16 protein-coding genes are annotated in these 20,578 nt (G+C 54.4%); 5 read left to right on the forward strand and 11 right to left on the reverse strand.

The window, feature by feature from the left end:
• Positions 1-70: 70 nt before the first annotated feature.
• The gene (locus tag J3P35_RS17920) at positions 71-373 is read left to right on the forward strand and encodes a glycine zipper domain-containing protein (protein WP_210466061.1); all 303 of its coding nucleotides are present in this window, start codon (positions 71-73) and stop codon (positions 371-373) included.
• 158 nt (positions 374-531) lie between these two features.
• On the opposite strand, the gene J3P35_RS17925 is transcribed toward J3P35_RS17920, so the two are convergent.
• Together J3P35_RS17925 and lpdA are read right to left on the reverse strand one after the other, a co-directional pair.
• Positions 532-2,991, reverse strand: coding sequence for a TonB-dependent receptor (locus J3P35_RS17925; RefSeq protein ID WP_210466062.1), 2,460 nt, complete (start codon positions 2,989-2,991; stop codon positions 532-534).
• A gap of 248 nt (positions 2,992-3,239) precedes the next feature.
• Positions 3,240-4,634: a dihydrolipoyl dehydrogenase gene (gene lpdA, locus J3P35_RS17930; protein ID WP_210466064.1), complete on the reverse strand. Its 1,395-nt coding sequence runs from the start codon at positions 4,632-4,634 to the stop codon at positions 3,240-3,242.
• A 339-nt stretch (positions 4,635-4,973) separates the two neighbouring features.
• Between lpdA and J3P35_RS17935 the strand changes: the two genes are divergently transcribed.
• The gene (locus J3P35_RS17935) at positions 4,974-7,121 is read left to right on the forward strand and encodes an alpha-galactosidase (RefSeq protein WP_210466066.1); all 2,148 of its coding nucleotides are present in this window, start codon (positions 4,974-4,976) and stop codon (positions 7,119-7,121) included.
• Between the two features lie 268 nt (positions 7,122-7,389).
• Positions 7,390-8,571, forward strand: a complete 1,182-nt coding sequence (locus J3P35_RS17940; protein ID WP_210466068.1) for a Gfo/Idh/MocA family protein — start codon at positions 7,390-7,392, stop codon at positions 8,569-8,571.
• Between the two features lie 145 nt (positions 8,572-8,716).
• Here the strand turns inward: J3P35_RS17940 and J3P35_RS17945 are convergent, their stop codons facing one another.
• Positions 8,717-9,613 carry an SDR family oxidoreductase gene (locus tag J3P35_RS17945; RefSeq protein WP_210466070.1) on the reverse strand — a complete coding sequence of 299 codons (897 nt, stop codon included), beginning with the start codon at positions 9,611-9,613 and terminating at the stop codon, positions 8,717-8,719.
• Positions 9,614-9,808: 195 nt separating this feature from the next.
• On the opposite strand from J3P35_RS17945, the gene J3P35_RS17950 reads away from it, so the two are divergent.
• Both J3P35_RS17950 and J3P35_RS17955 read left to right on the forward strand, forming a co-directional pair.
• Complete coding sequence (locus J3P35_RS17950; protein WP_210466071.1) at positions 9,809-10,576, forward strand: phosphotransferase enzyme family protein; 768 nt, start codon at positions 9,809-9,811, stop codon at positions 10,574-10,576.
• 524 nt (positions 10,577-11,100) lie between these two features.
• Positions 11,101-12,258 carry an MFS transporter gene (locus J3P35_RS17955; protein ID WP_210466072.1) on the forward strand — a complete coding sequence of 386 codons (1,158 nt, stop codon included), beginning with the start codon at positions 11,101-11,103 and terminating at the stop codon, positions 12,256-12,258.
• A gap of 80 nt (positions 12,259-12,338) precedes the next feature.
• Here J3P35_RS17955 and J3P35_RS17960 read toward each other — a convergent pair whose 3' ends face one another.
• The 8 genes from J3P35_RS17960 to nudK form a co-directional block, all read right to left on the reverse strand.
• Positions 12,339-13,124 carry a heme ABC transporter ATP-binding protein gene (locus J3P35_RS17960; RefSeq protein ID WP_210466073.1) on the reverse strand — a complete coding sequence of 262 codons (786 nt, stop codon included), beginning with the start codon at positions 13,122-13,124 and terminating at the stop codon, positions 12,339-12,341.
• Positions 13,124-14,158, reverse strand: coding sequence for a FecCD family ABC transporter permease (locus J3P35_RS17965; RefSeq protein WP_210466074.1), 1,035 nt, complete (start codon positions 14,156-14,158; stop codon positions 13,124-13,126). Before J3P35_RS17965 ends, J3P35_RS17960 begins: the two co-directional genes overlap by 1 nt.
• Entirely contained in the window at positions 14,142-15,026 is an 885-nt protein-coding gene (locus tag J3P35_RS17970; protein ID WP_210466075.1) for a heme/hemin ABC transporter substrate-binding protein, read from the reverse strand. The genes J3P35_RS17965 and J3P35_RS17970 overlap by 17 nt, the downstream gene beginning before the upstream one ends.
• Positions 15,027-15,367: 341 nt before the next feature.
• Positions 15,368-17,743: a TonB-dependent receptor gene (locus tag J3P35_RS17975; protein ID WP_210466076.1), complete on the reverse strand. Its 2,376-nt coding sequence runs from the start codon at positions 17,741-17,743 to the stop codon at positions 15,368-15,370.
• Positions 17,744-18,166: 423 nt separating this feature from the next.
• The gene (locus J3P35_RS17980) at positions 18,167-18,694 is read right to left on the reverse strand and encodes a hypothetical protein (RefSeq protein WP_210466077.1); all 528 of its coding nucleotides are present in this window, start codon (positions 18,692-18,694) and stop codon (positions 18,167-18,169) included.
• Positions 18,695-18,891: 197 nt separating this feature from the next.
• Complete coding sequence (locus J3P35_RS17985; RefSeq protein WP_210466079.1) at positions 18,892-19,035, reverse strand: hypothetical protein; 144 nt, start codon at positions 19,033-19,035, stop codon at positions 18,892-18,894.
• A gap of 94 nt (positions 19,036-19,129) precedes the next feature.
• Positions 19,130-19,723 carry a SixA phosphatase family protein gene (locus J3P35_RS17990; protein WP_210466081.1) on the reverse strand — a complete coding sequence of 198 codons (594 nt, stop codon included), beginning with the start codon at positions 19,721-19,723 and terminating at the stop codon, positions 19,130-19,132.
• A 107-nt stretch (positions 19,724-19,830) separates the two neighbouring features.
• Complete coding sequence (gene nudK, locus J3P35_RS17995) at positions 19,831-20,418, reverse strand: GDP-mannose pyrophosphatase NudK (protein WP_210466083.1); 588 nt, start codon at positions 20,416-20,418, stop codon at positions 19,831-19,833.
• Positions 20,419-20,578: the final 160 nt, after the last annotated feature.

The raw sequence follows: 20,578 nt of genomic DNA on the forward strand, positions 1-20,578 counted from the left end.
TTATTTTTTAGAATCATAACACATGTTTTCATACCTCGTTTAATACAACTACACCAACCAAGAGAAGATTATGAAAAATCTGAAGATATCTTTGGTCATGCTGTGCTCTGTGTTTGTATTAGGCGGCAGCGTGACGCACGAGGCACAAGCCCAGGAAGTTAAAAAAGAAAGAAAAGGCTGGAGTAAAAAAGCCAAAGGTGCTGTCATTGGCGGGGCCGGTGGTGCTACAGCCGGGGCCATTGTGGGCGGTACCAAAGGCGCCATTATTGGGGCCGCAGCTGGTACCGTAGCCGGGGGCGCCATAGGCAGAAAGAAAGACAGGAAGAAAGATCCCAAGCGCTATGACCAGTACGCCAAGAAGAACAATGACTAATCCTCTTTGATTTGTAAGTCAGAAAAGAGGGCATCTCTGGTGAGATGCCCTCTTTTTTTGTACCCGTAAATTCCAGGATTGAGCTTACAAGTTTTAAGGCTATTTTCCTGAAAAGAACCTGAAAACGTATTACCAACAGGGCACCACACAGTCCTCGGTTAATTCCCTTCACCTTCCCGCTCAGGGCCATTGGGCATCTCTCCTTCGTTTTCGCCCCGCTCCTTTTTCTGGGTCACATTCCCGAAACGGTAGCTGAAACCCACATACACCAATTGGCTCTGCGGCTTGTAGCGGCTGGTTTCCTCAAACTCGTTCCCGAAGCTGGTGGCGTTGAACCGCATGGTATTGAAGAGGTCTTGTACGCGCAGAATGATGTTTCCTTTTCCTTTCAGGATTTCTTTGCGGGCACTGAGGGTGGTCATGAAAAAGGCAGAACGCTCGCCCTGCACCGTGGCCGTTGGAGACCGGTAATTCACGGCTAACTGCACCTCGGTCTTATAAGGCAACGTGAAAGAAGAATTCAATCGGCTGGTCCAGGAAAGGCGGCTGTTGGTCGCCAGGCCCTGCTCGGTACCGTCAATGGTGTACTTAAACCCCGAGGCATTCATGTTCAGGCGCCACCAGGGCGTGAGGGTGGCGGTACCGGTCAGCTCAAGGCCGTAGGAGTGCCCCTGCCCGATGTTCTGAAAAGTGGTATAGGTGATCTGGCGTTCATCTCCGGGTGCACCAGGAAGCAACTGCCTCACGGGTTGCACAATATCGGTCATGTGCCGGTAAAATACGCCGGCGGTGGCGGTTACGTGGGTCCAGAAACGGAGGTAGTTGAACTCGTATGAATTGGTGAACTCAGGATTTAGATTGGGATTTCCCTGACGCTGGTTGTAGAGGTCAGAGATATCCAGGAACGGGTTCAATTGGCCGGACCACGGGCGGTTAATACGGCGGCTGTAGCTGGTCTGCACCTTCTGCTCCTCAGAGAACTCATACGTCAAGAAGAGGCTGGGAAACAGGTTGAGGTAATCACGGTGGTTGCGGCGGCTCTGGGTGATCTGGTCGGTGATGATGTTGGTTTGCTCCAGGCGGGCACCCAGTTGATAACTGAATTTTTGGATGGCGTTGCCGTAATTTCCGTACACGGCGTGCACCCACTCGTCATACAGGAAATGATTGGTGCGGCCTACGCTGTTTTCAAACCGACCGGTTTCGGGGTTCAAATCGGTGGCTTGTACGTCTACATCGCTGCGCTCAAACGTGGAACGGTAACCGGCCTCCCATTTGCCTTTCTCCCCGATTGGTTGCACGTAATCGGCTTGGAGGGAAAACTCGCGCTCTCGCTCCAGGGCCTTGTTCCGCTGCAGCAACGATGGCCGGAACGCGCTCGGCGAACCATCTGGGTTAAAGAAGTACTGGCTGAAGGCATCCTCGCCCGGCTCATACTCGTGGTTGAAGACAGCATCGGCGGTGAGTTCTCGGCCTTCCTGCGCAAAGGTCTTCCGGTAACTGAGCGAGTATTCCCACAGGTCGCGGCTCTCGCTGCCCCGCGAAGTACGGGTAGAGGTACTGTCCAGGTCGCCTTCCTGGCCCAGGAACTCATAGAAGGTGGAGCCCTCATTTTCCCGGATGCCGTTGCGGTACAGTACCGAGCCCGTGAGGCTTTGCGTCTCGGTCAACTGGTAATCAGCCCCGAAACGGATATTGTGGTTCCGGTTGAAGTTGCTGTTGCGCGAATTCTGTTGTTGCAGGCTTACTTCCTGTCCGGCGGGTCGGTTGGTCCGGAACAGGGAGCCGGTACCTTTGCGCCAGTCTTGCCGGAAATCATAGTTGGTGAACAGGTTCAGCTTGCCCAGACGGTAGTTTAGATTCAGAGACGAGTTGTACCGGTTGCCCATGCCCGCATTGGCAGAGACCACCCCGTTAAGGCCCCTTTGTTTTTCTTTTTTCAAAATGATGTTCAAAACGCCACCGGTACCGCTGGGGTCATACTTAGACGATGGATTGGTGATGACTTCCACCCGGTCAATGGCGCTGGCCGGAATTTGGTCCAGCCCCAGCCCGCTTAACGCTGAGGGTTTTCCGTCAATGAGAATGGTGATGTTAGAGCTGCCACGCATACTCACCGAGCCATCCTGGTCTACCGTGACGGAGGGCACATTCTGCATCACATCCACAGCCGTGCCGCCCACGGTAGACAGATCCTGCCCCACGTTGTACACCCGCCGGTCCAGCCCGTACTCCACCTGCTCGCGTTGGCCCACCACTTCCACGGCCTTCAACTGCGTACTCGCCGACCGCATCGCAATCACCCCCAGATTTACCGAGGGCACGGCAGCGCTCACCTCCACATTTGGCACCACGCGGGTAGCATAACCCACAAAGGAAATCTTCAGGTGATATCTACCGGCCGCTACCGGGGCCACGGTGAACGCGCCATCCCCGTCCACTAGGGCACTGCTCACAATCGCGGAATCTCGGGCCGAAAGGAGCGCGGCGGTGGCGTACCCCACCGGCTGCTTGGTGATGGCATCCTGCAGTTTGCCCGAAATTTTTCCCTGCGCCTGGGCAGCGGTGTAGCCAAACAAAAGTATACAGAGTAGAAAAAGCCGGAGGAGATGTTTCATGCGGGGGATAAATTAGGTAAGCGTACTGAAATGATTCTCTTTTGATAGAAACGGCCCCAAAACATATAAGTGTCAAAGAACTTAGGCTAATTGGAGCCTTCCGGCGCTCAAAGGTTTAATGGTTGAGGTACGTTTTCTTAAAACAACCGAAATCCTCTTCTGTTTTAGGCTCCTTTTCGGCAAAACGGCCCCCAAACAAAAAGGCCCGAGCAGAGCCCAGGCCTTTTCTATGCGGTTGTTAGAAATTCTTATAAGTGGATCACCTCACCGTAAGCGGCTGCGGCGGCTTCCATCACGGCTTCAGACATGGTTGGGTGCGGGTGCACGGATTTGATGATCTCGTGGCCAGTAGTCTCCAGTTTACGGGCAACTACCACCTCGGCAATCATATCGGTTACCCCGGCGCCAATCATGTGCGCACCCAGGAACTCGCCGTATTTGGCATCAAAGATCACTTTCACGAAACCATCTTTGGCACCGCTGGCGCTGGCTTTACCAGACGCGGAGAACGGGAATTTACCCACTTTGATCTCACGGCCCAGTTCACGGCACTCTTTCTCGGTGTAGCCTACAGAGGCGATCTCAGGAATACAGTAAGTACAGCCCGGGATGTTTTTGTAATCCAATGGCTCTGGGTTGTGACCGGTGATGGCTTCCACGCAGATAATCCCCTCGGCAGAGGCCACGTGCGCCAAAGCAGGACCTTTCACGATGTCTCCAATGGCGTACACGCCCGGTACGTTCGTGCGGTAGAAATCATCGGTTACTACGCGACCGCGCTCAACGGCAACGCCCAGCTCTTCTAAGCCCAGGTTCTCCAGGTTGGTCTGGATACCCACCGCAGACAGCACGATATCGGCCTCAACGGTTTCTTCGCCTTTGGCGGTTTTGATTTTCACCACGCAGCCTTCGCCCGATGTGTCTACTGACAACACCTCTGAGCTGGTCATGATGTTCACCCCGGCTTTCTTGAACGATTTCTCCAGGGTCTTGGAAACTTCTTCGTCCTCTACCGGCACAATGTTAGGCAGGAACTCCACCACGGTCACCTCGGTACCCATGGCGTTATAGAAATAGGCGAACTCAATCCCGATAGCACCGGAACCTACCACTACCATGCGCTTTGGCTGTTGCTCCAGCACCATGGCCTGACGGTACCCGATGATCTTTTTGCCATCGATAGGCAGGTTAGGCAGCTCGCGGGAACGGGCTCCAGTCGCCAGAATGATGTGGGCGGCTTCGTAGATCTCAGCTTTGCCCTCGGCGTTGGTTACTTCCAACTGGCCCTGGCCTTTCAGTTTGCCGTAACCGGCGATATGGTCAATCTTGTTTTTGCGGAACAGGAACTGGATGCCTTTGCTCATGCCCTGGGCCACGCCCCGGCTGCGGGCAACCACCGCCCCAAAGTCAGCACTGGCATCGGCTACGTTAATGCCGTAGTCTTTGGCATGCTGGATGTACTCAAATACTTGTGCGCTTTTCAGGAGGGCTTTGGTAGGGATACAGCCCCAGTTAAGGCAGATACCGCCCAACTCAGCTTTCTCTACCACGCCCACTTTCATACCCAATTGTGATGCGCGGATGGCGGCTACGTAACCACCGGGGCCGCTACCCACCACTATCAAATCATATTTTGATGCCATGTGTCTGGATGTAAGGTTATGTACTGGCAAAGCTACATCATAAATAGGCTTTTGCCAAGTTTATCACGGAGAAGCCCTTTATGGCCCATTTCCGCCAAAACAACCTCAAAACGTCCTCCTATCGCCTAGCAAAAGTTTCTCCAGGTGGGTTCGGCAATTGGTCTTACTTGTGGAAGGAAGCGCCCTTTCATCCTCTCGGATGACGTCGTTACGGTGTAACGACGCTACCAATTGCCCTGTAGGGTCGTTACACCGTAACGACGTCACCTGTCAGACAGCACCTACCGCCATACGCCAAGAAAATGTATATTGCTTTCTACTTTTCCAGACACCCAATCCATGAAGCGACTCTTACTTATTCTTTTAGTTTCCCTTACCGGCGTTGCCCGGGCCCAGACCAGAAACGAATTCGTGATTGAGACGAAGAACGTGCACTTGGTCTTGTCTGTAGGCGCTAACCAGAAGCTGTACCAGAGTTACCTGGGTCCTAAACTGACGGATGCCGCTGAGTACACCAAACTGCAACCTGAGCACGAGGCCTACGTGCCCGCCGGCACCGATAACCTGTTTGAGCCCGCCATCAGGGTCACGCACAATGACGGCAACCCTTCTCTGGATTTGCGGTACGCCTCCAGCCGCACCGAGAAACAGGAAAACGTCACCACCTCGCACATCACGCTTAAAGATCCCAAGTACCCGGTGGAGGTGACGCTGCATTTTTCGGCCTATTTTCAGGAAGACGTGATTAAAACGTGGACCGAGATTCGGCACCAGGAAAAGAAACCGGTGGTGCTCACGCAGTACGCCTCGGCCATGCTCCACTTTGATGCGCCGCAGTACTACCTCACCCAGTTCCACGGCGACTGGGCCGAGGAGATGCGCATGGAAGAAAGCAAACTCACCAACGGCACCAAGGTGCTGGACAGCAAACTGGGCAGCCGCGCCAACATGTACCAGACGCCGGTGTTCTTCCTGTCCAAAAACAAACTAGCGGATGAAACCACCGGTGAGGTGCTGGCCGGCACCCTCGCCTGGACCGGAAACTTCCGCTTCGCGTTTGACATGGACGAGAAACAGTCCCTTAGAATAGTGGCGGGCATGAACCCGTATGCCTCTGAGTACAAGCTGCCCAGAAACGAGACTTTAACCACCCCGGCCTTTATCTTCACCTACAGCACCCAGGGCAAAGGCACCGCCAGCCGCAACTTCCACCTCTGGGGCCGCAACTACGGCATCCTGGACGGAAACGAATCCCGCTACACGCTGCTCAACAACTGGGAAGCCACCTACTTTGACTTCAACGAAATGAAACTGGCCAACCTGTTTGAGGATGCTGCTACCCTGGGCGTAGACTTATTCTTGCTGGACGATGGCTGGTTTGCGAACAAATATCCCCGCAACAGCGACGGTGCCGGTCTGGGCGACTGGCAAGAAAACAAAGAGAAACTCCCCAACGGAATAGGCCACCTGATCAAAGAAGCGGAGAGCAAAGGCGTGAAGTTTGGTATCTGGCTGGAGCCCGAGATGGTGAACCCCAAAAGCGAGCTCTACGAGAAACACCCCGACTGGATTCTGAAACTGCCCAATCGTGAGGAGCACCTATACCGCAACCAGCTCATCCTAGATCTGGTCAACCCCAAGGTGCAGGACTTTGTCTATGAAGTAGTAGACAAACTGCTCACCAAGCACCCCAACATCGCCTATATCAAGTGGGACAACAACCGCATGATGACCAACGCCTACTCGCCGTACCTCAAGGAAAACCAGTCGCACCTGTATATTGAGTACACCCGCAGCCTCTACAAAGTCTTGGACCGCCTGCGCAAAAAGTACCCGCACCTGCCCATCATGCTCTGCTCCGGCGGCGGCGGCCGCACCGATTACGGTGCCTTACCCTATTTCACCTCCTTCTGGCCCAGCGACAACACCGATGGCGTGGAACGCATCTTCATCCAGTGGGGCTATTCCTATTTTTTCCCGTCCATCGCGCTCTCCAGCCACGTCACTTCCTGGGGCAAGCAGTCTTTGAAGTTCCGTACCGATGTGGCCATGATGGGCAAACTGGGCTTCGATCAGGAGATTGACAAATGGACAAAAGACGAACTGGCCTTCAGCCAACAGGCCGTCAGGAACTACAAGCAATTGAGCGAGATCATCTGGAAAGGCGACCATTATCGGCTGCTCTCACCGTATGAGGGTAACCGGGCGGCCGTCATGTATGTTGCCCCAGCCAAAGACAAAGCCGTGCTGTATTCCTTCAACCTACACACGCGCTTCAACGAGACCATGTTCCCGGTGACCTTGCAAGGCCTTGATCCGCAGAAGAAGTACAGAATAGAGGAAACGAACCTTTTCCCGGGCACCAAATCCAATTTCGCGGCCAACGGTAAAACCTTCTCCGGCGATTACCTCATGAAAATAGGCCTGCCCATCTCCCCGGATGCCGCAGCCCTCACCAGCCATATTTATGTGCTTACGGCGGAGTAAACATGAAAGGACCTGAACAGAGAAAAAGCTTTGATCTTTCCTTTGTCATGGTGGAAGGCTCCTTCCTTTTCCATCCTGGCAGGATCTTCTCCCCCCACTTTTGTCATCTTGGAAAGATCTTTTGGGCAAACTATAACAGCGCCTTTCTAGCTCGCCCCCAGAATCCTTTCAGGATGACAAATTAATAGAGGTTAGCTCCACCTGGCGAGCCTTGTAACCAATTCCAAACCAAACGCATATAACCTTCATCCACCAGCCATTAATCTCCATGAAGAAAAACCAACCACGCTTTCTCCCCAACCGAAGAAGTTTCCTGAAAGGCTTTTCTTTGGTGCTTGGCTCCACCGCCTTTGGTTTTCCTTTTTTCTCGTTCGGTTCCTGCCAATCTGGTGGTAATTCCGGCACTGATAAAGAGAGCCAACCGGCCGCAGAAAATCAGGGTAACGCCAAAAAACTGGGCATTGCACTGGTGGGGCTGGGCGGCTACGCCGAGCATCAATTAGGCCCGGCCCTGAAGGAAACCCAACACTGCTACCTGGCGGGCATTGTCACCGGCACTCCTTCCAAAATAGACCGCTGGAAATCTGAGTACAACATCCCGGACAAAAACGTCTACAACTACGAGAACTTCGACCAGATTGCCAATAACCCTGATATTGACGCGGTGTACATTGTGTTGCCCAACGGCCTGCACGCCGAGTACACCATCAGGGCGGCCAAAGCCAAAAAGCACGTCATCTGCGAGAAGCCCATGGCCACCAGCGTAGCCGATGCCCAGCGCATGCTGGACGCCTGCCGGGAAAACAATGTGCAGTTGACTATAGGGTACCGGCTGCATTTTGAGCCGCACAACAAACGCGTGATGGAACTAGGGCAGAAGCAGATCTTTGGCAAGGTTCAAAGCATTGAAGCCAGAAACGGCTTCAACATCACGGGCTCAAACCCCAACGTCTGGCGTCTGGATAAGAAACTGGCTGGCGGCGGACCGCTCATGGACATGGGCGTTTACTGCGTACAAGGGGCCTGCTACACTATGGGCCAAACCCCGGTAGCCGTGACCGCCAAGTTTGGCCAGGTAACCCACAAGGACTATTTTGACGAGGTGGAGCAATCCATTGACTGGAAGATGGAATTTGCCGATGGCGTCATCGCCGATTGCAGCACCAGTTACGCCGAGGGCCAAGGTTTACTGGCCGGTAAAGCCGCAAACGGCTGGTGGCGTTTAAGCCCTGCTTTTTCGTATTCGGGCTTAAGAGGCGAAACCAGCAAAGGCAAAATGAATTACCCCGATGTCTATGAACAGGCCCTTCAAATGGATGCCCAGGCGCTCAGCTTCAAAAACAAACAAAAATCAATCGTACCCGGCGAGATGGGTCTGCGCGACGTAAAAATCCTGATGGCCATCTATGAATCAGCTCGCAACAACGGCAAGCGGGTGACCATTTCTTAATGGGTTCTTCGCTTTGATCAGAATCGCTACAATCAACAAACTATAAAAACTGAATCGGGCCTGTTTTACCAAAAACAGGCCCGATTCAGTTTTATGACTCAAGACTCAGAACTCCGGACTCAGGACTAAATCATTGAACTCAGGACTAAATAGTTGGTGTTCCGCCGGTCACCTGCACGGTGGAACCGGTCATATAGCTGGAGTCCTCCGAAGCCAAAAGCACGTAGATCGCCGATAACTCCACCGGTTGGCCGGGGCGTTTCAGGGGCGTGTCTTTCCCGAAGGTTTTCACATTTTCCTTTGGCATGGTGGCGGGGATGAGCGGCGTCCAGATGGGGCCCGGGGCTACGCAGTTCACCCGAATGCCTTTGTCGGCGAGGATCTGCCCCAGGTTGGCGGTGAAGTTCTGGATGGCGCCTTTGGTGGCGGCGTACGGTAGCAGCATGGGCGATGGTTTGTAGGCGTTCACCGAGGTGGTATTGATGATGGTGGCGCCCGGTTTCATGTGCGGCTCGGCAGCTTTGCACAAGTAGAACATGGCGTACACGTTGGTCTTGAACGTCTTGTCAAACTCCTCGCTGGAGATCTCCTGCATAGACTCCCGCGCCATCTGGAACGCGGCATTGTTCACCAGGATGTCAATCTGCCCGAACTCGTCCACGGCGCGCTGTACAATGGCCTTGCAGTGGGCCTCATCGGTAATGTCGCCGGGCACCAGCACCGCTTTGCGGCCGGCTTTCTCAATCCATTTGGCGGTGTCTCGGGCGTCTTCTTCCTCGTTGAGGTACGAGATCAGCACATCGGCGCCTTCCCGCGCAAACGCGATGGCCGCCGCTTTCCCAATCCCTGAGTCGCCCCCGGTGATGATGGCTTTGCGGCCGGTCAGTTTCCCCGAGCCTTTGTAAGATTCCTCGCCGTGGTCCGGCTTTATGTCCATCTCCGACTCTTCGCCCGGTTCACTCTGCGTAGACTCGCTGAAGGGCGGTTTGTCAAACTTCTCCTGAGGGTCTTGCTGCTGGGTTGGATCTTGGTTTAAATTCATAGTTTCTAAATGATTGTAGTGATGGTTCAGTTACTTCCATTTTGAAACGAGAAGATTCACAAAGGGTTAAGCTTACAAAATCTTTAAAACCAATCTTACCCCACCCAAAACCAACCCCAGGGGTGTTTCCTTTTCCTGCCTGATTTTTCAAAACCGGCACCGCACTTCTTCTTCGGTATTGCCTAACTTTCTGCCATGCAGTCCCTCTTCCCCACCTCCTACTCCACGTTCAGTACCTCGGCGCTGGCCTCCTTTCTATCAACTGCTTACGGATTGGGACCAACAAATTGCCAGTTCCTGCTGAGAGGCGTTGGGGACACCTATTTAGTGCAGACGGCCTCAGAAAAATATATCCTGCGGATATACCGCGCCACCCACCGCTCGCTCCCGCAGATACAAGCCGAGACGGAACTGCTGCTGGCTTTGCAGGAGGCTTGGGTTCCGGTATCTCACCCCGTGAAAGACGTGGCCGGACAACTGATCCAGGCCTTGCCCGCGGCCGAAGGCACCCGCCATGCCGTGCTGTTCACCTTTGCCCCGGGACACTCCGTACCTATTCTGAACGAGAAGCAGCTAACGGTGCTGGGCGCACAGATGGCCCGGTTCCATAATGTGTCCTCCGTTATCCAGCTCAACAACTCCCGGTGGACTTTTGACGCGGAGACTACCCTGCTCCAGCCCCTGGAAAACGTAAAAAGCGCCTTTGCCGATTTCCCCCAAGAGTACGCCTGGCTTCAGGAGGTGGTGCAAAAAACGCAGGAAAAACTGGCCAGCCTGGATGCCACGCAATTCTCCAGCGGTTACTGCCACTTTGATTTCATGCCCAAAAACTTCCACTTTGAGGGTGATGAGAAGCTCACCTTCTTTGATTTTGACTTCTTCGGATACGGCTGGCTCGTGAATGACCTCATGACCTTTTGGCAACAAATCTGCCTGGATGTGCTTTCCGGGAAAATGACCTAGGATGCCGCCGACACGGCTTTCGCCACTTTTGTAGCAGCTTACCGGGAGCACCGTCACCTCAGCGAGGAAGAATTAGGCGCCATTCCTGCCCTCAGCGTGGGGTTCTGGCTATTTTACCTGGGCTTCTATCCTACCCACGACCAGTTCACGCCCTTGCTTCAACCGGCCCGCCTGCAGCAACGAATGGGTCTCTTCAGAAAGCTCCATGAGCGGTTTTGGGTTAAGTAATAGCTTCTTACAAAGCTCCCCAGTGAATATCAGCGGTCAGCTTGCGATAACTAAATGGGCGTTTTAGAGCCGCTTTCCTGAAATCGACTCAAAAACTACTTTCCCTATCCTGAAAGAAACCGGTTTTCCATAGACCATCGGCGGCATGGGACGTATACCCGCTCCTGAGATAACCGCCGGCGCCACTTGCAAAGCGCGTATATTTGCGGACTTTTTACCTGCTTATGACAACTCATTCCGTTTCCGCCTCCTCCGCCCACGCTCATCCGGAACTTACCAAACTCAACCTTTGGGTTATGACCATAGCCACGGGCATGGTGGTGGCCAACCTATATTACAACCAGCCGCTGCTGGGCAAAATCGCGGTGACGTTTGGGGTATCAGAGGCCTCGGCGGGAAGTCTGGCCATGCTCACCCAGATCGGGTACGCCGTGGGCATGCTCTTTATTATTCCGCTGGGCGATATGCTGCGCCGTAAACGTTTGATCATGATTGATTTCGCGGCCATTATCATAGCCTTGCTTTTGGCGGCCGTGGCGGTGAACATCCAGTCTTTGATGGTGGCCAGCTTCCTTATCGGGGCTACCTCGGTTATTCCGCAATTGTTAGTGCCCATGGCGGCGCACCTGGCCAAACCCGAGGCCCGGGGCCGCACGGTGGGTTTTGTGATGAGCGGCCTTTTGATCGGTATTCTCTTGTCGCGCACGGTGAGCGGATTTGTGGGCGCGCACCTGGGCTGGCGGGCCATGTTCTACATTGCGGCCGGTATGATGGCGGCGCTCTGGGCGGCCCTGTATTTCCTGCTGCCCGAGGTGCACCCGGGTTTCAAGGGCAGCTACAAAAACCTGATGAAATCGTTGATTCACCTTATCAAAGAGCAGCCCATGCTGCGGCTCGTTTCCTTGCGCGGAGCCCTGTGCTACGCCACCTTCGGGGCATTCTGGACTACGCTGGTGTTTCTGCTGCAGGAACCGCCTTTCAATATGGGCAGCGATGCCGCCGGATTGTTCGGGTTGGTGGGAGCCGCCGGAGCCCTAGGCGCCTCCTACATGGGCCGCCTCAACGACAGGGGAAATGCCTATACCGTTACCACGGTGACCATCGCGCTGATTTTGCTTTCTTACGTGGTCTTCGGGTTCTCCGGCAGTAGTATTGTGGGCCTGGTGATTGGCGTAATTCTGCTGGACCTGGGCGTACAGGCCACCCACATCTCTAACCAGACTTTTATTTTCTCGCTCATCCCCGAGGCCCGCAACCGCCTCAACACGGTTTATATGGTCACCTATTTTGCGGGTGGCGCCTCGGGCACGTTCATCGCGAGCCAGGCTTGGCACCTTTGGAAATGGAACGGTGTGGTGGCGGTGGGTCTGATTTTCTCCGGATTGGCTCTGCTGCTGCACCTGTTGTTCATGCGGCATGTAAATTCTCCGGCTCCTAGCGTATCCAAGCCCTAAAAACGAATTCCCGTTTAGAGGCCATTTCCTTAGAAACAGCTCCTAAACGGGAATTCTGTAGAAGTTCTAATTCTTCGGTTTTACTCAAAGAACAGATTAAGCGAGTCTTTCTCTTCTTCGGCCATGACCACGGGGGTGAGCCGATAGGCGGCTTCAATATTAGCCGGCGTGAGCACGTCCCATTTGCTGCCCTCGGCCAGTACCCGACCATGGTGGATCAACACAATCTTATCCGCGAATTTGGCGGCCAGGTTCAAGTCATGGACCACACCCACCACGACTAAATCTGGATGCTGCCTGAGCAGGTCCTTGACCTGATGCATGAACTGAAACTGGTAGTGAACATCCAGAAACGAGAGCGGCTCATCCATGATAAGGTAGCGGAACTGGCCCGGCACGGGGTACCAGATTTGGGCCATCACGCGGGCAAACTGCACCCGTTGTTTCTCGCCGCCGCTCAGGGTAAGGTAATTACGCTCGGCCATGTCCCAAACCTCAAAGTAGCGCATGGCTTCCTCGCAGGCCTGCTCGTCTTTATGCGTGGGTTTGATGGAAAAATGCGGGTAACGGCCCATCATGACCACCTCCCACACGTTCAGCGGGAACGCTAGATCCACGTTCTGCGACAGCACCGCCCGCCGCTGGCCCAAGGCCAAATCTGAATAATCAGAGAGAGATTTATTTTCAAACAGCACCGTGCCCTGCGCGGGCTTCAGCTGCTTGCAAAGGACTTTCACCAGGGTGGATTTCCCGGCGCCATTCGGGCCGATGATGAGGGTAAGCTTGCCTGGCTCAAAGGTGGTGGAGACGTCCTGCAACAGGGTTTTGCTGCCAATTCTGTAGGTGATATTCTGGGCCTGAAGCATTAGAGATAGACGTTTTTCTTCCTTAACAACAACAAAAAGACCGGCACCCCCACCGCCGAGGTCACAATCCCGATGGGCAGCTCGGCGGGTTGCAGCAAGAGCCGGGCCGCCAAATCTGCCAGACTCAGCAGGATGCCGCCCATCAACGCGCTCCCGATGACCAGAACCCGGTTATCAGAGCCCTGCAGCAGCCGTAGCAGATGCGGCACAATGAGGCCCACAAAGCTGATGACGCCCGTAAACGAAGTAGCCACCGCCACCATGACCACGTTGATGAGCAGGATGGTGAACTTGAGTTTCTTGAGGTTGACGCCCAGGTACTGCGCCTCTTCCTCCCCAATCATGAGCGCGTTCAGGTGCTTGGTGTGGCGCAAGGCTACCAGGATGCAGGTAATGGAAACGGCGCCCACAATCCCCACCGAATGCCAGTTGGCCCCCGAGAGCGTGCCCAACGTCCAGAAAGTGATAGACCGCGCCTGCGGGTCCCGGGCGATGTAGGACATGAATCCTACCCCGCTCAGAAACAAGGCATTGATGGCGATTCCCGTGAGCAGCAGCCCCACAATGGAGCTCTTGCCCGTCTCCTTGGATTGCGCCAGCGTGAACACCAGCCCCGTTGCCAGGACCCCGCCTGCGCAGGCCGCCAGCGGCAGGGTCCACTCGCCCGTCCCGAAGTTGAACACCGAGCCCAGCACGAAGTACAAAGCCGCCCCGAAGGCCGCGCCGCTGGAGGTACCCACCAGGCCCGGCTCCACAATGGGGTTCCGGAACAAAGACTGCATGAGCACGCCGCCCACGGCCAACGTAGCGCCTACCACCACCGTCAAGAGCGCCCGCGGCAACCTGATCTCCAGGAAAATCCGCTCGTTCAGGTTCAGGTTCTCGGGTTGGGAGAAGACCTGGCTCAGCGCTGAATTCATCTCAAGCAACGAGATCTGCACCGCCCCAAACCGGATAGACAGCAGCGTGACCACCACCAACAAGAGCACGAGCACCGGGTACAGGCGTTGGTATTGCTTATTGAACCTGCCCATTCTGGTGAATCAGTTTCTGTAGCGCCAACACGTTCTGCCCGGTTCTGGGCCCCAGGTACACCAGATCATGCTCCTCTACCCGGTAGATACGATTATTTCTGAAAGCCTTCGTCGCCGAAACGCCCGGCAGCTCGCTTATCTTCTGTTTGGAGCCCAGCTTGTCATACCCGAAATCGGTGAGCAGTATCACGTCCGGGTCTGACTGCGCCACTACTTCTGCCGAGAGCTGTTTCATGCCGCGCTCTCCGTCCACGGCCATGGTGCCGCCGGCCCAGTTCACCATTTTGGCCCCGGTACTTTTACCTGTCATCACCAGGTACACGTTGTTGGCCTGCCCGTAATGAATGATGAGCACTTTAGGTTTATCTGGGTAGTTCTTCGCGTTGGCCAGCGCCTGCTTCATTTCCGTGTCCACCTTCTGCGCCAGCGAATCGGCTTGTTTCTCCCGGTGGAAATAACGGCCCATCTCCTGGAAGAGCAGTTTGGTGCTATCCAGCGTGGTGCCGTTCACGGGAAACTGCTTCATCGGGATTTTGAGTTGCTCCAGTTGCCGCACCACGTGCTCCGGCCCTATGCTGGCCGGTCCGTCATGGATGATCATGGTAGGTTTGGCCGCTACCAGGCCTTCCAAACTCAGCGCCCGGTGATAACCCACCGTGGGCAGTTTCTTCGCCGCCTCGGGGTAAGTGCTGGAGACATCCACCGCCACCAGGTTCTGTTCCGCGCACAGCGCGTACATGATCTCTGTGTGTTGCTTGGAGACGCTCACAATGCGCTCTCTATTCTCTTGTTTCTGGTCTTTGTTCTGGAAACGCTCGCAGGACAGCAAAGCCAAACTGGCACTCGCCAGAATCAGGTATTTTCTCATTTCGATGTTTGTTTCTGGTTTTTGAGGTGATGAGAGTTATGGTTTTGACCCTACTCCCTTCTTTATCATCATGACTCTCCCTCTTCCTTTCACTTCTATCTCTCTTTTGTCATCTTGGAAAGATCTTGGTGGCGAACTAGACAAGCGTTTACTCAAGCACTGTTACTGCTTGCCCACAAGGTCCTTTCAGGATGACAAAGGAGAGATGATCAGGAAAAAGGATTCTGTGAATGAAATTCTATGGTTGATTCTTAATAAACCTGTGAGGTTTTGGAAACCTCACAGGTTTTCCGATTTCGACCTGTTTTCGTCAAAACAGGCCAAGAACGGAAACGCACTACTTAAAACTTGTACCCGAAGTTCAGGCCGCCGAAGTAGGTGGCTTTGTAGGCAGCGGGCAAGTAGATGTTGGGGTTATTGGAGGTGGAGTAAGCATCAAGGAACACCATGTTGTAGTACAGGTCACCGGTAAGGTTGTTGCCGCCGGCAAACACATCCAGCGACACGTGGTTGCCCAAGATCTTGCGCCAACCAATCTTGGCATTGAACAGGTTGTAGCTGGGGGCGCGGTGCTTGGCGTCATAGGTGATAGGCATGTCATCCACGTGCTGGAACGTAGAGTACAGATAAAAACCCGACTTCAGCTCCACGTCTACCCCGGCGTTGAAATTCTGCTTGGGCACGCCAATCACGGCCTGACCCGAGTAATCCGTCACCACGCGGGTGTTGGTGGTGCCCACTTTCACAATGCTCTCGCGGGTGAAGTTGTCATAGGTGAAATCTGAGTAGGTGTAGTTCACAAAGGGCTTCACCAAAGTCACGAAACCTTCCTCGTTCTGGATGAGGCTGTAGTTTAGGGCCACTTCCAGGCCTTTGTTCGTCTGCTCTCCGGCGTTCGCGCTGATGGTGTACAGGACGGAGCCAGATTCCGGATCGGTGTAGGCCTGGGTGATGATCTTGTCTGTCACCTTCAGGTTGAAGAGTGCCACCTGGTATGATAGTTTCTTGTTTCGCAGACTGCCTTTGCTGCCCACCTCGTACTGCGTGCCTTTCTCGGGTTTCAGATTATCCAGCACCCGACCGGCTTGCGGAATCACTACGGCCGTGGAAGCCGGCGGCGAGTAGCCTTGGCTCACCGAGCCGTACACCGTTACGTTGGGCGTGAGCAGTTTCTGCAGGGCTACGTGCGGCGTTACCACGGTCTTGAAGGTTTTGTAACCCGATTGGTCGGCGTGCGAAGCATTGGCTGAGTTGGTGAGTTTATCGGTGATGCCGTACTCCACGCGGTTGGCGCTGGCGCCCGCAATTACGGTGAAATCCAGGGGCAGTTGCAGGTTCCACTCCGTGAAAGCTGAGTACTGTACCGCGGCTACTTCCAGATCGGCGGTGATGCCACCCAGGGCGCCGCCCGCTCCCAGGCTGTTGGTTTTCCGGAACGAGTTGGTTTTCTGGTACTCGCCGCCCACGGTTCCGGTGAGGCCCTGCCCCACGTTGGCCAGGTTGAAGTTGAACTCGGTACGGCCGCCCAGGTTGTAGGCCATGTTGCTGTTAAGACCCGCCGCCGAGGCCTGCTCCTGTCGGTAGTTGCTGAAGTAGGCGCTGGTGTTATTGCTGACCACGTCTGAGAAAGCGTACGTGTGCGACAAGCCGCTCCTGAAGCTCTCGTAGGCTACCCTGCCGTTGTTTTCCAGGTATTTGGCCTCGCCCTCGTTCTCCTTGTTATAAAAAGAAGCGCTGTCCAGCTGGCCCGCCATGGCGTTGTAGGAGTTGTTGTAAGCGGCGTACACCGAGATACTCTGCTTGTCTGAACTCCGGAAATCGCCCACGAACGTGGCGAAGTCCTTTTTAGAGTTGGTGTGTACGCGGTAGCTGTCATAGTTCTGGTGGCCGTAGTTCACCAGGATAGACGCCCGCTCGTTGGCGCTTTCCAGGCGGGTGTTGGTGCCCCAGAGGCCGTAACTACCTACCACGCCTTCCTGCACCAATCTGGTGGTCTGCGCCTCGGGCCGGAGGGTGAACATCTTCACCACACCCCCGATGCCGGTGCCATACAAACTGGAGGCAGGGCCTTTGATGACTTCCACCTTGCCCAGCGTAGAGAAATCCACATCGTCCAGCACGGTCACGCCCTCGGCATCGGTCACGGGGATTCCGTTGAGGTAGGCCTTGTAGCCGGCGCCGTTGAAGTTGAGCTGGTTTCCGTTGGCCTGCGGCAAGCCGTAGCCCCGGATAAGGATGCGCTGACCACCGTTCATGGTGCGTTTTTCCATGCGCACGCCCGGCACCAGGTTCAAAGAGCTTTCCAGGAAGATGCCTTCGCTGCGGGTCAATTCACGGCGAGTCAACAGCCCGATGGACTGCGGCTGGCGCAGCACCGAATTGGTTTCCGAGGCCGCGGCGCTTACCTCCACCTCGTTCAGGTTGGTATTAGAAGGCGTGAGCCCGATCTGCAGGTACTGGTCACAGATTTTCACCGAGCCGCTGAAAGTCTCGTAGCCCACGAATTTGACGGTGATGGGAGAAGCGCCGGAGCAGTCCAGGGCGAACTCGCCTTTGGCATCGGTGGTGGCGCCTTGGGTGGCAGATATCAGCACCGTGGCGCCCACCAGCGGGGTTCTGCTGTAGGCATCGTACACGCGGCCTCTTAGCTGGCCGTCCTGCGCCGCTGCCGTGAGGGACAAAAGCAGGCAGCACAGTAATTGTATGTATTTTTTCATAAGAAGTTAAAGGGGAAATTGAGGGGAAAAGACGGTTCTGGTGCCTCCATTTTGAGGCACAGCGGCAAACGCAGGCACAGGTTTCCCTGCCATTTCTTGGCGGTTTTCTAAAAATTATCTTCAAAACAGCACACAGCCTTCCCTGCGGCCCAGAGATAGTCTTATCCCGGATAATTGGTTTTGGTTAATTGAGAAATGATTCATCACGGCAAAGCAGGCCAGCCATTATCATGACGATTCCTGAGGAACCCCGCCATGCACAAAGGAGCAGCCTTACGCGACACTTCATGGTTTCTGCTTATCCTTGAAAAAACGGGCGATAAACGGCAACAGCGTTCATCCAGGCTTTACCCGCCTGCCCATTGGTTTTCAGGATGACCAGAAATTGAGGGTTGTTTGCCCTGGAACTTACAAGAATGAGGATTAAGCCAGTTTGGGTGGCGGAACGGGGATGTCCTGCCAGATAGCGGAAAGGGAGAATTGATAGAAGAAAGCTGCCGGGGTGGCAGTTGTTTGGAAATGCAGCGGGTATGTGATTTTGGTGGTCTGGTAGGCTTTGGCCAGGTTTTTCACCAGCTGTTTCAGGTTCTTCTGCTTGGTGGAGCGCGTCATGTAGTCCTGCACCAACTCGTCCAGGGCCTCAAACAAATCCTGTTCCTCGGTATCGGTGACGCAGTGGTAGAGCAGCAAGCCCGCCTGGCGCTGCACGCGCACAACATCATACATCATGCCCTGGTAACGGAACTCCCGGCCCTGCTCTTTCCAATCCAGAGCGGCCACCTGCTCAGGGGTAAAGGAAAGCTGATGCAGTTGCTCTGGGGGCAGGCCTTCTTTGATGCGTCTTTTCACTTCTGAGCGCACTTGCGCCTGCAGCATCACCAGCACCAGCGAGCTGCCCACGCTGTGGAAGAGGAAAAGCGAAATGAGCAGAAAAGAAAGCAGGCGTTTCAAAGGGGGTACAAAAGCGGGTAGCGAAAGACAAATAAAGCACCTGGCTTTTTCCCGTGCAATGGGTAGGAGTTGGGTTCCTGAAAAACCTGGGGCAATGAAGCAAAAAACGCTTCCTGATAAGTGAAAGGGTTTAGCGGCCTTTTTCTCTAAAACAGCCGCAATTTGAGCTTTACAAAGTCAGGGCACAAAGGTGATGGTTAGTCTCCGCCGCAGTCTCCCCCATCGCCCCCGCAGTCCCCACTGTCTGAGTCGCAACCAGCGTCACTGCCTCCATCATCTGGTAAGCTGATAAACCCCATCTTGGAAGCGTCTGACTGGCGTAAATCACCTGCCTTTTTCATAAGATAGATTATCAGGATGCAGCACCCCAGAAGAATCACCAAACCCATGCTGATAAGTTTTAGATAACAAAAGCGACTCTTTATTTCCTGAAACCTAGTTCGCAGGCGCCACGGAAGCCTCGCCGTACTGCTGCACGTCTACCTGGGGTTCTTTGCCTTCGCGCAGGGTTACTTTGAAGAGGTAGTCATATTGGTGATCGGCAATCTCAGCGAAGGGTTTCTTGCCGCCCAGGGCTTCTACCAGGGGCAAAACGGTGTTGGAATGCCCGGCCACTACTACGGTTTTGCCGGCGTACTCCTGCTTTATCTTCTGCGACAGTCCGGCAAAATCGCGGGCGTCATAAACCTGGATTGTCTGCTTCAGGGTTGTGGCCAGAGGTTGCAGGGTTTGCTGCGTGCGCTTGTATTTGGTGGCAAAAAGCGCGGCTACCGGTGCTGAGGCAAACTTGGTTTTCAAGACCTCGGCACGTTTTTGGCCTGCTTCTGACAAATCGGGGTCATCGGTCATGTTACCATTGGAGGCCGCTTTCTCGGCGTGGCGCACCAGGTACACTACGGTTTGGGGCTCTGATGTTTTTTTGGAGGCTCCGGTCGCTGGGTTTCTCTTTCCGGCGGCTTTTTGCGCCGAGAGGTCAAATAAGGAGAAGACTGCTAGAAAGCAGATTCCCAACAGAAAAAGCGGCTTCATACGTTTCATAGGTAAACAGATAGTAGATAAACCAAGGTAGCACAATTCTCTGAATTCTACCGCACTTTGGTTAAGGCGTGATTTTGGAAAAATCGGGCAAAAACAGGTTAGTTGCCCAGCAAGCCTTGAATCTGGGCGTACTGCAGCAGCATGATGGTTTTGGCATCTCTGATTTCGCCGGTATTCATCAATTGAAGGGCTTCCGGGAAAGGCAGTTCCAGCACCTCAATGTTCTCCTGTTCCTCGGCGTGGCCGCCGCCCTCGTTTACCTTCATCTCCTTGCTGTACTCGGCCACAAAAAAGTAAAGCTTCTCGGTGACAGAACCCGGTGACATGTATGCTTCAAACACTTTTCTCACGTCTGACACTTTGTAGCCGGTCTCCTCCTCGGTCTCCCGCCTGATGCAGTCGGTGGGGTTGTCATTGTCCAGCAGACCGGCGCAGGTCTCAATGAGCATCCCGTCTGCGTTGCCGTTGAGGAAAGTGGGCATCCTGAATTGCCTGGTCAGGATAACGGAGTTGCTCTGGCGGTTATAAAGCAGAATGGTGGCGCCGTTGCCTCGGTCATAGGCCTCGCGGCTTTGGGTTTCCCAGGCGCCGTCCGGCTTCCGGTAGTCAAAGGTCACTTTGTTCAGGGTGTACCAATTATCAGAAAGGACTTCTGTCTTGATGTTCTTTACTCTGGGTTCAGTCATACGTAAGTTCATAAGGTATTTTTCTCAGAGATGCCTAGGAAGATGACGGTTCCGGATAAATTTTTCAGCCAGACCCAACCGTCTTCTTCTTTTTGTTTTTCAGGCTCCTACAAGAGGAATAGAAAGCTTAACGAACAAATATGTAAAATATTTACCTATA

The sequence above is a fragment of the Rufibacter roseolus genome (assembly GCF_017916365.1).
Classification (GTDB): domain Bacteria; phylum Bacteroidota; class Bacteroidia; order Cytophagales; family Hymenobacteraceae; genus Nibribacter; species Nibribacter roseolus.

Bases quoted from the DNA above. Each gene is read 5' to 3' on its own strand.
- J3P35_RS17990 (WP_210466081.1), bottom strand. From the start codon at position 19,723: ATGAAGCCGCTTTTTCTGTTGGGAATCTGCTTTCTAGCAGTCTTCTCC.
- J3P35_RS17935 (WP_210466066.1), top strand. From the start codon at position 4,974: ATGAAGCGACTCTTACTTATTCTTTTAGTTTCCCTTACCGGCGTTGCC.
- nudK (WP_210466083.1), bottom strand. From the start codon at position 20,418: ATGACTGAACCCAGAGTAAAGAACATCAAGACAGAAGTCCTTTCTGAT.
- J3P35_RS17955 (WP_210466072.1), top strand. From the start codon at position 11,101: ATGACCATAGCCACGGGCATGGTGGTGGCCAACCTATATTACAACCAG.
- J3P35_RS17920 (WP_210466061.1), top strand. From the start codon at position 71: ATGAAAAATCTGAAGATATCTTTGGTCATGCTGTGCTCTGTGTTTGTA.
- J3P35_RS17965 (WP_210466074.1), bottom strand. From the start codon at position 14,158: ATGGGCAGGTTCAATAAGCAATACCAACGCCTGTACCCGGTGCTCGTG.
- J3P35_RS17945 (WP_210466070.1), bottom strand. From the start codon at position 9,613: ATGAATTTAAACCAAGATCCAACCCAGCAGCAAGACCCTCAGGAGAAG.
- J3P35_RS17950 (WP_210466071.1), top strand. From the start codon at position 9,809: ATGCAGTCCCTCTTCCCCACCTCCTACTCCACGTTCAGTACCTCGGCG.
- J3P35_RS17940 (WP_210466068.1), top strand. From the start codon at position 7,390: ATGAAGAAAAACCAACCACGCTTTCTCCCCAACCGAAGAAGTTTCCTG.
- J3P35_RS17975 (WP_210466076.1), bottom strand. From the start codon at position 17,743: ATGAAAAAATACATACAATTACTGTGCTGCCTGCTTTTGTCCCTCACG.
- J3P35_RS17970 (WP_210466075.1), bottom strand. From the start codon at position 15,026: ATGAGAAAATACCTGATTCTGGCGAGTGCCAGTTTGGCTTTGCTGTCC.
- J3P35_RS17960 (WP_210466073.1), bottom strand. From the start codon at position 13,124: ATGCTTCAGGCCCAGAATATCACCTACAGAATTGGCAGCAAAACCCTG.
- J3P35_RS17925 (WP_210466062.1), bottom strand. From the start codon at position 2,991: ATGAAACATCTCCTCCGGCTTTTTCTACTCTGTATACTTTTGTTTGGC.
- lpdA (WP_210466064.1), bottom strand. From the start codon at position 4,634: ATGGCATCAAAATATGATTTGATAGTGGTGGGTAGCGGCCCCGGTGGT.
- J3P35_RS17985 (WP_210466079.1), bottom strand. From the start codon at position 19,035: ATGAAAAAGGCAGGTGATTTACGCCAGTCAGACGCTTCCAAGATGGGG.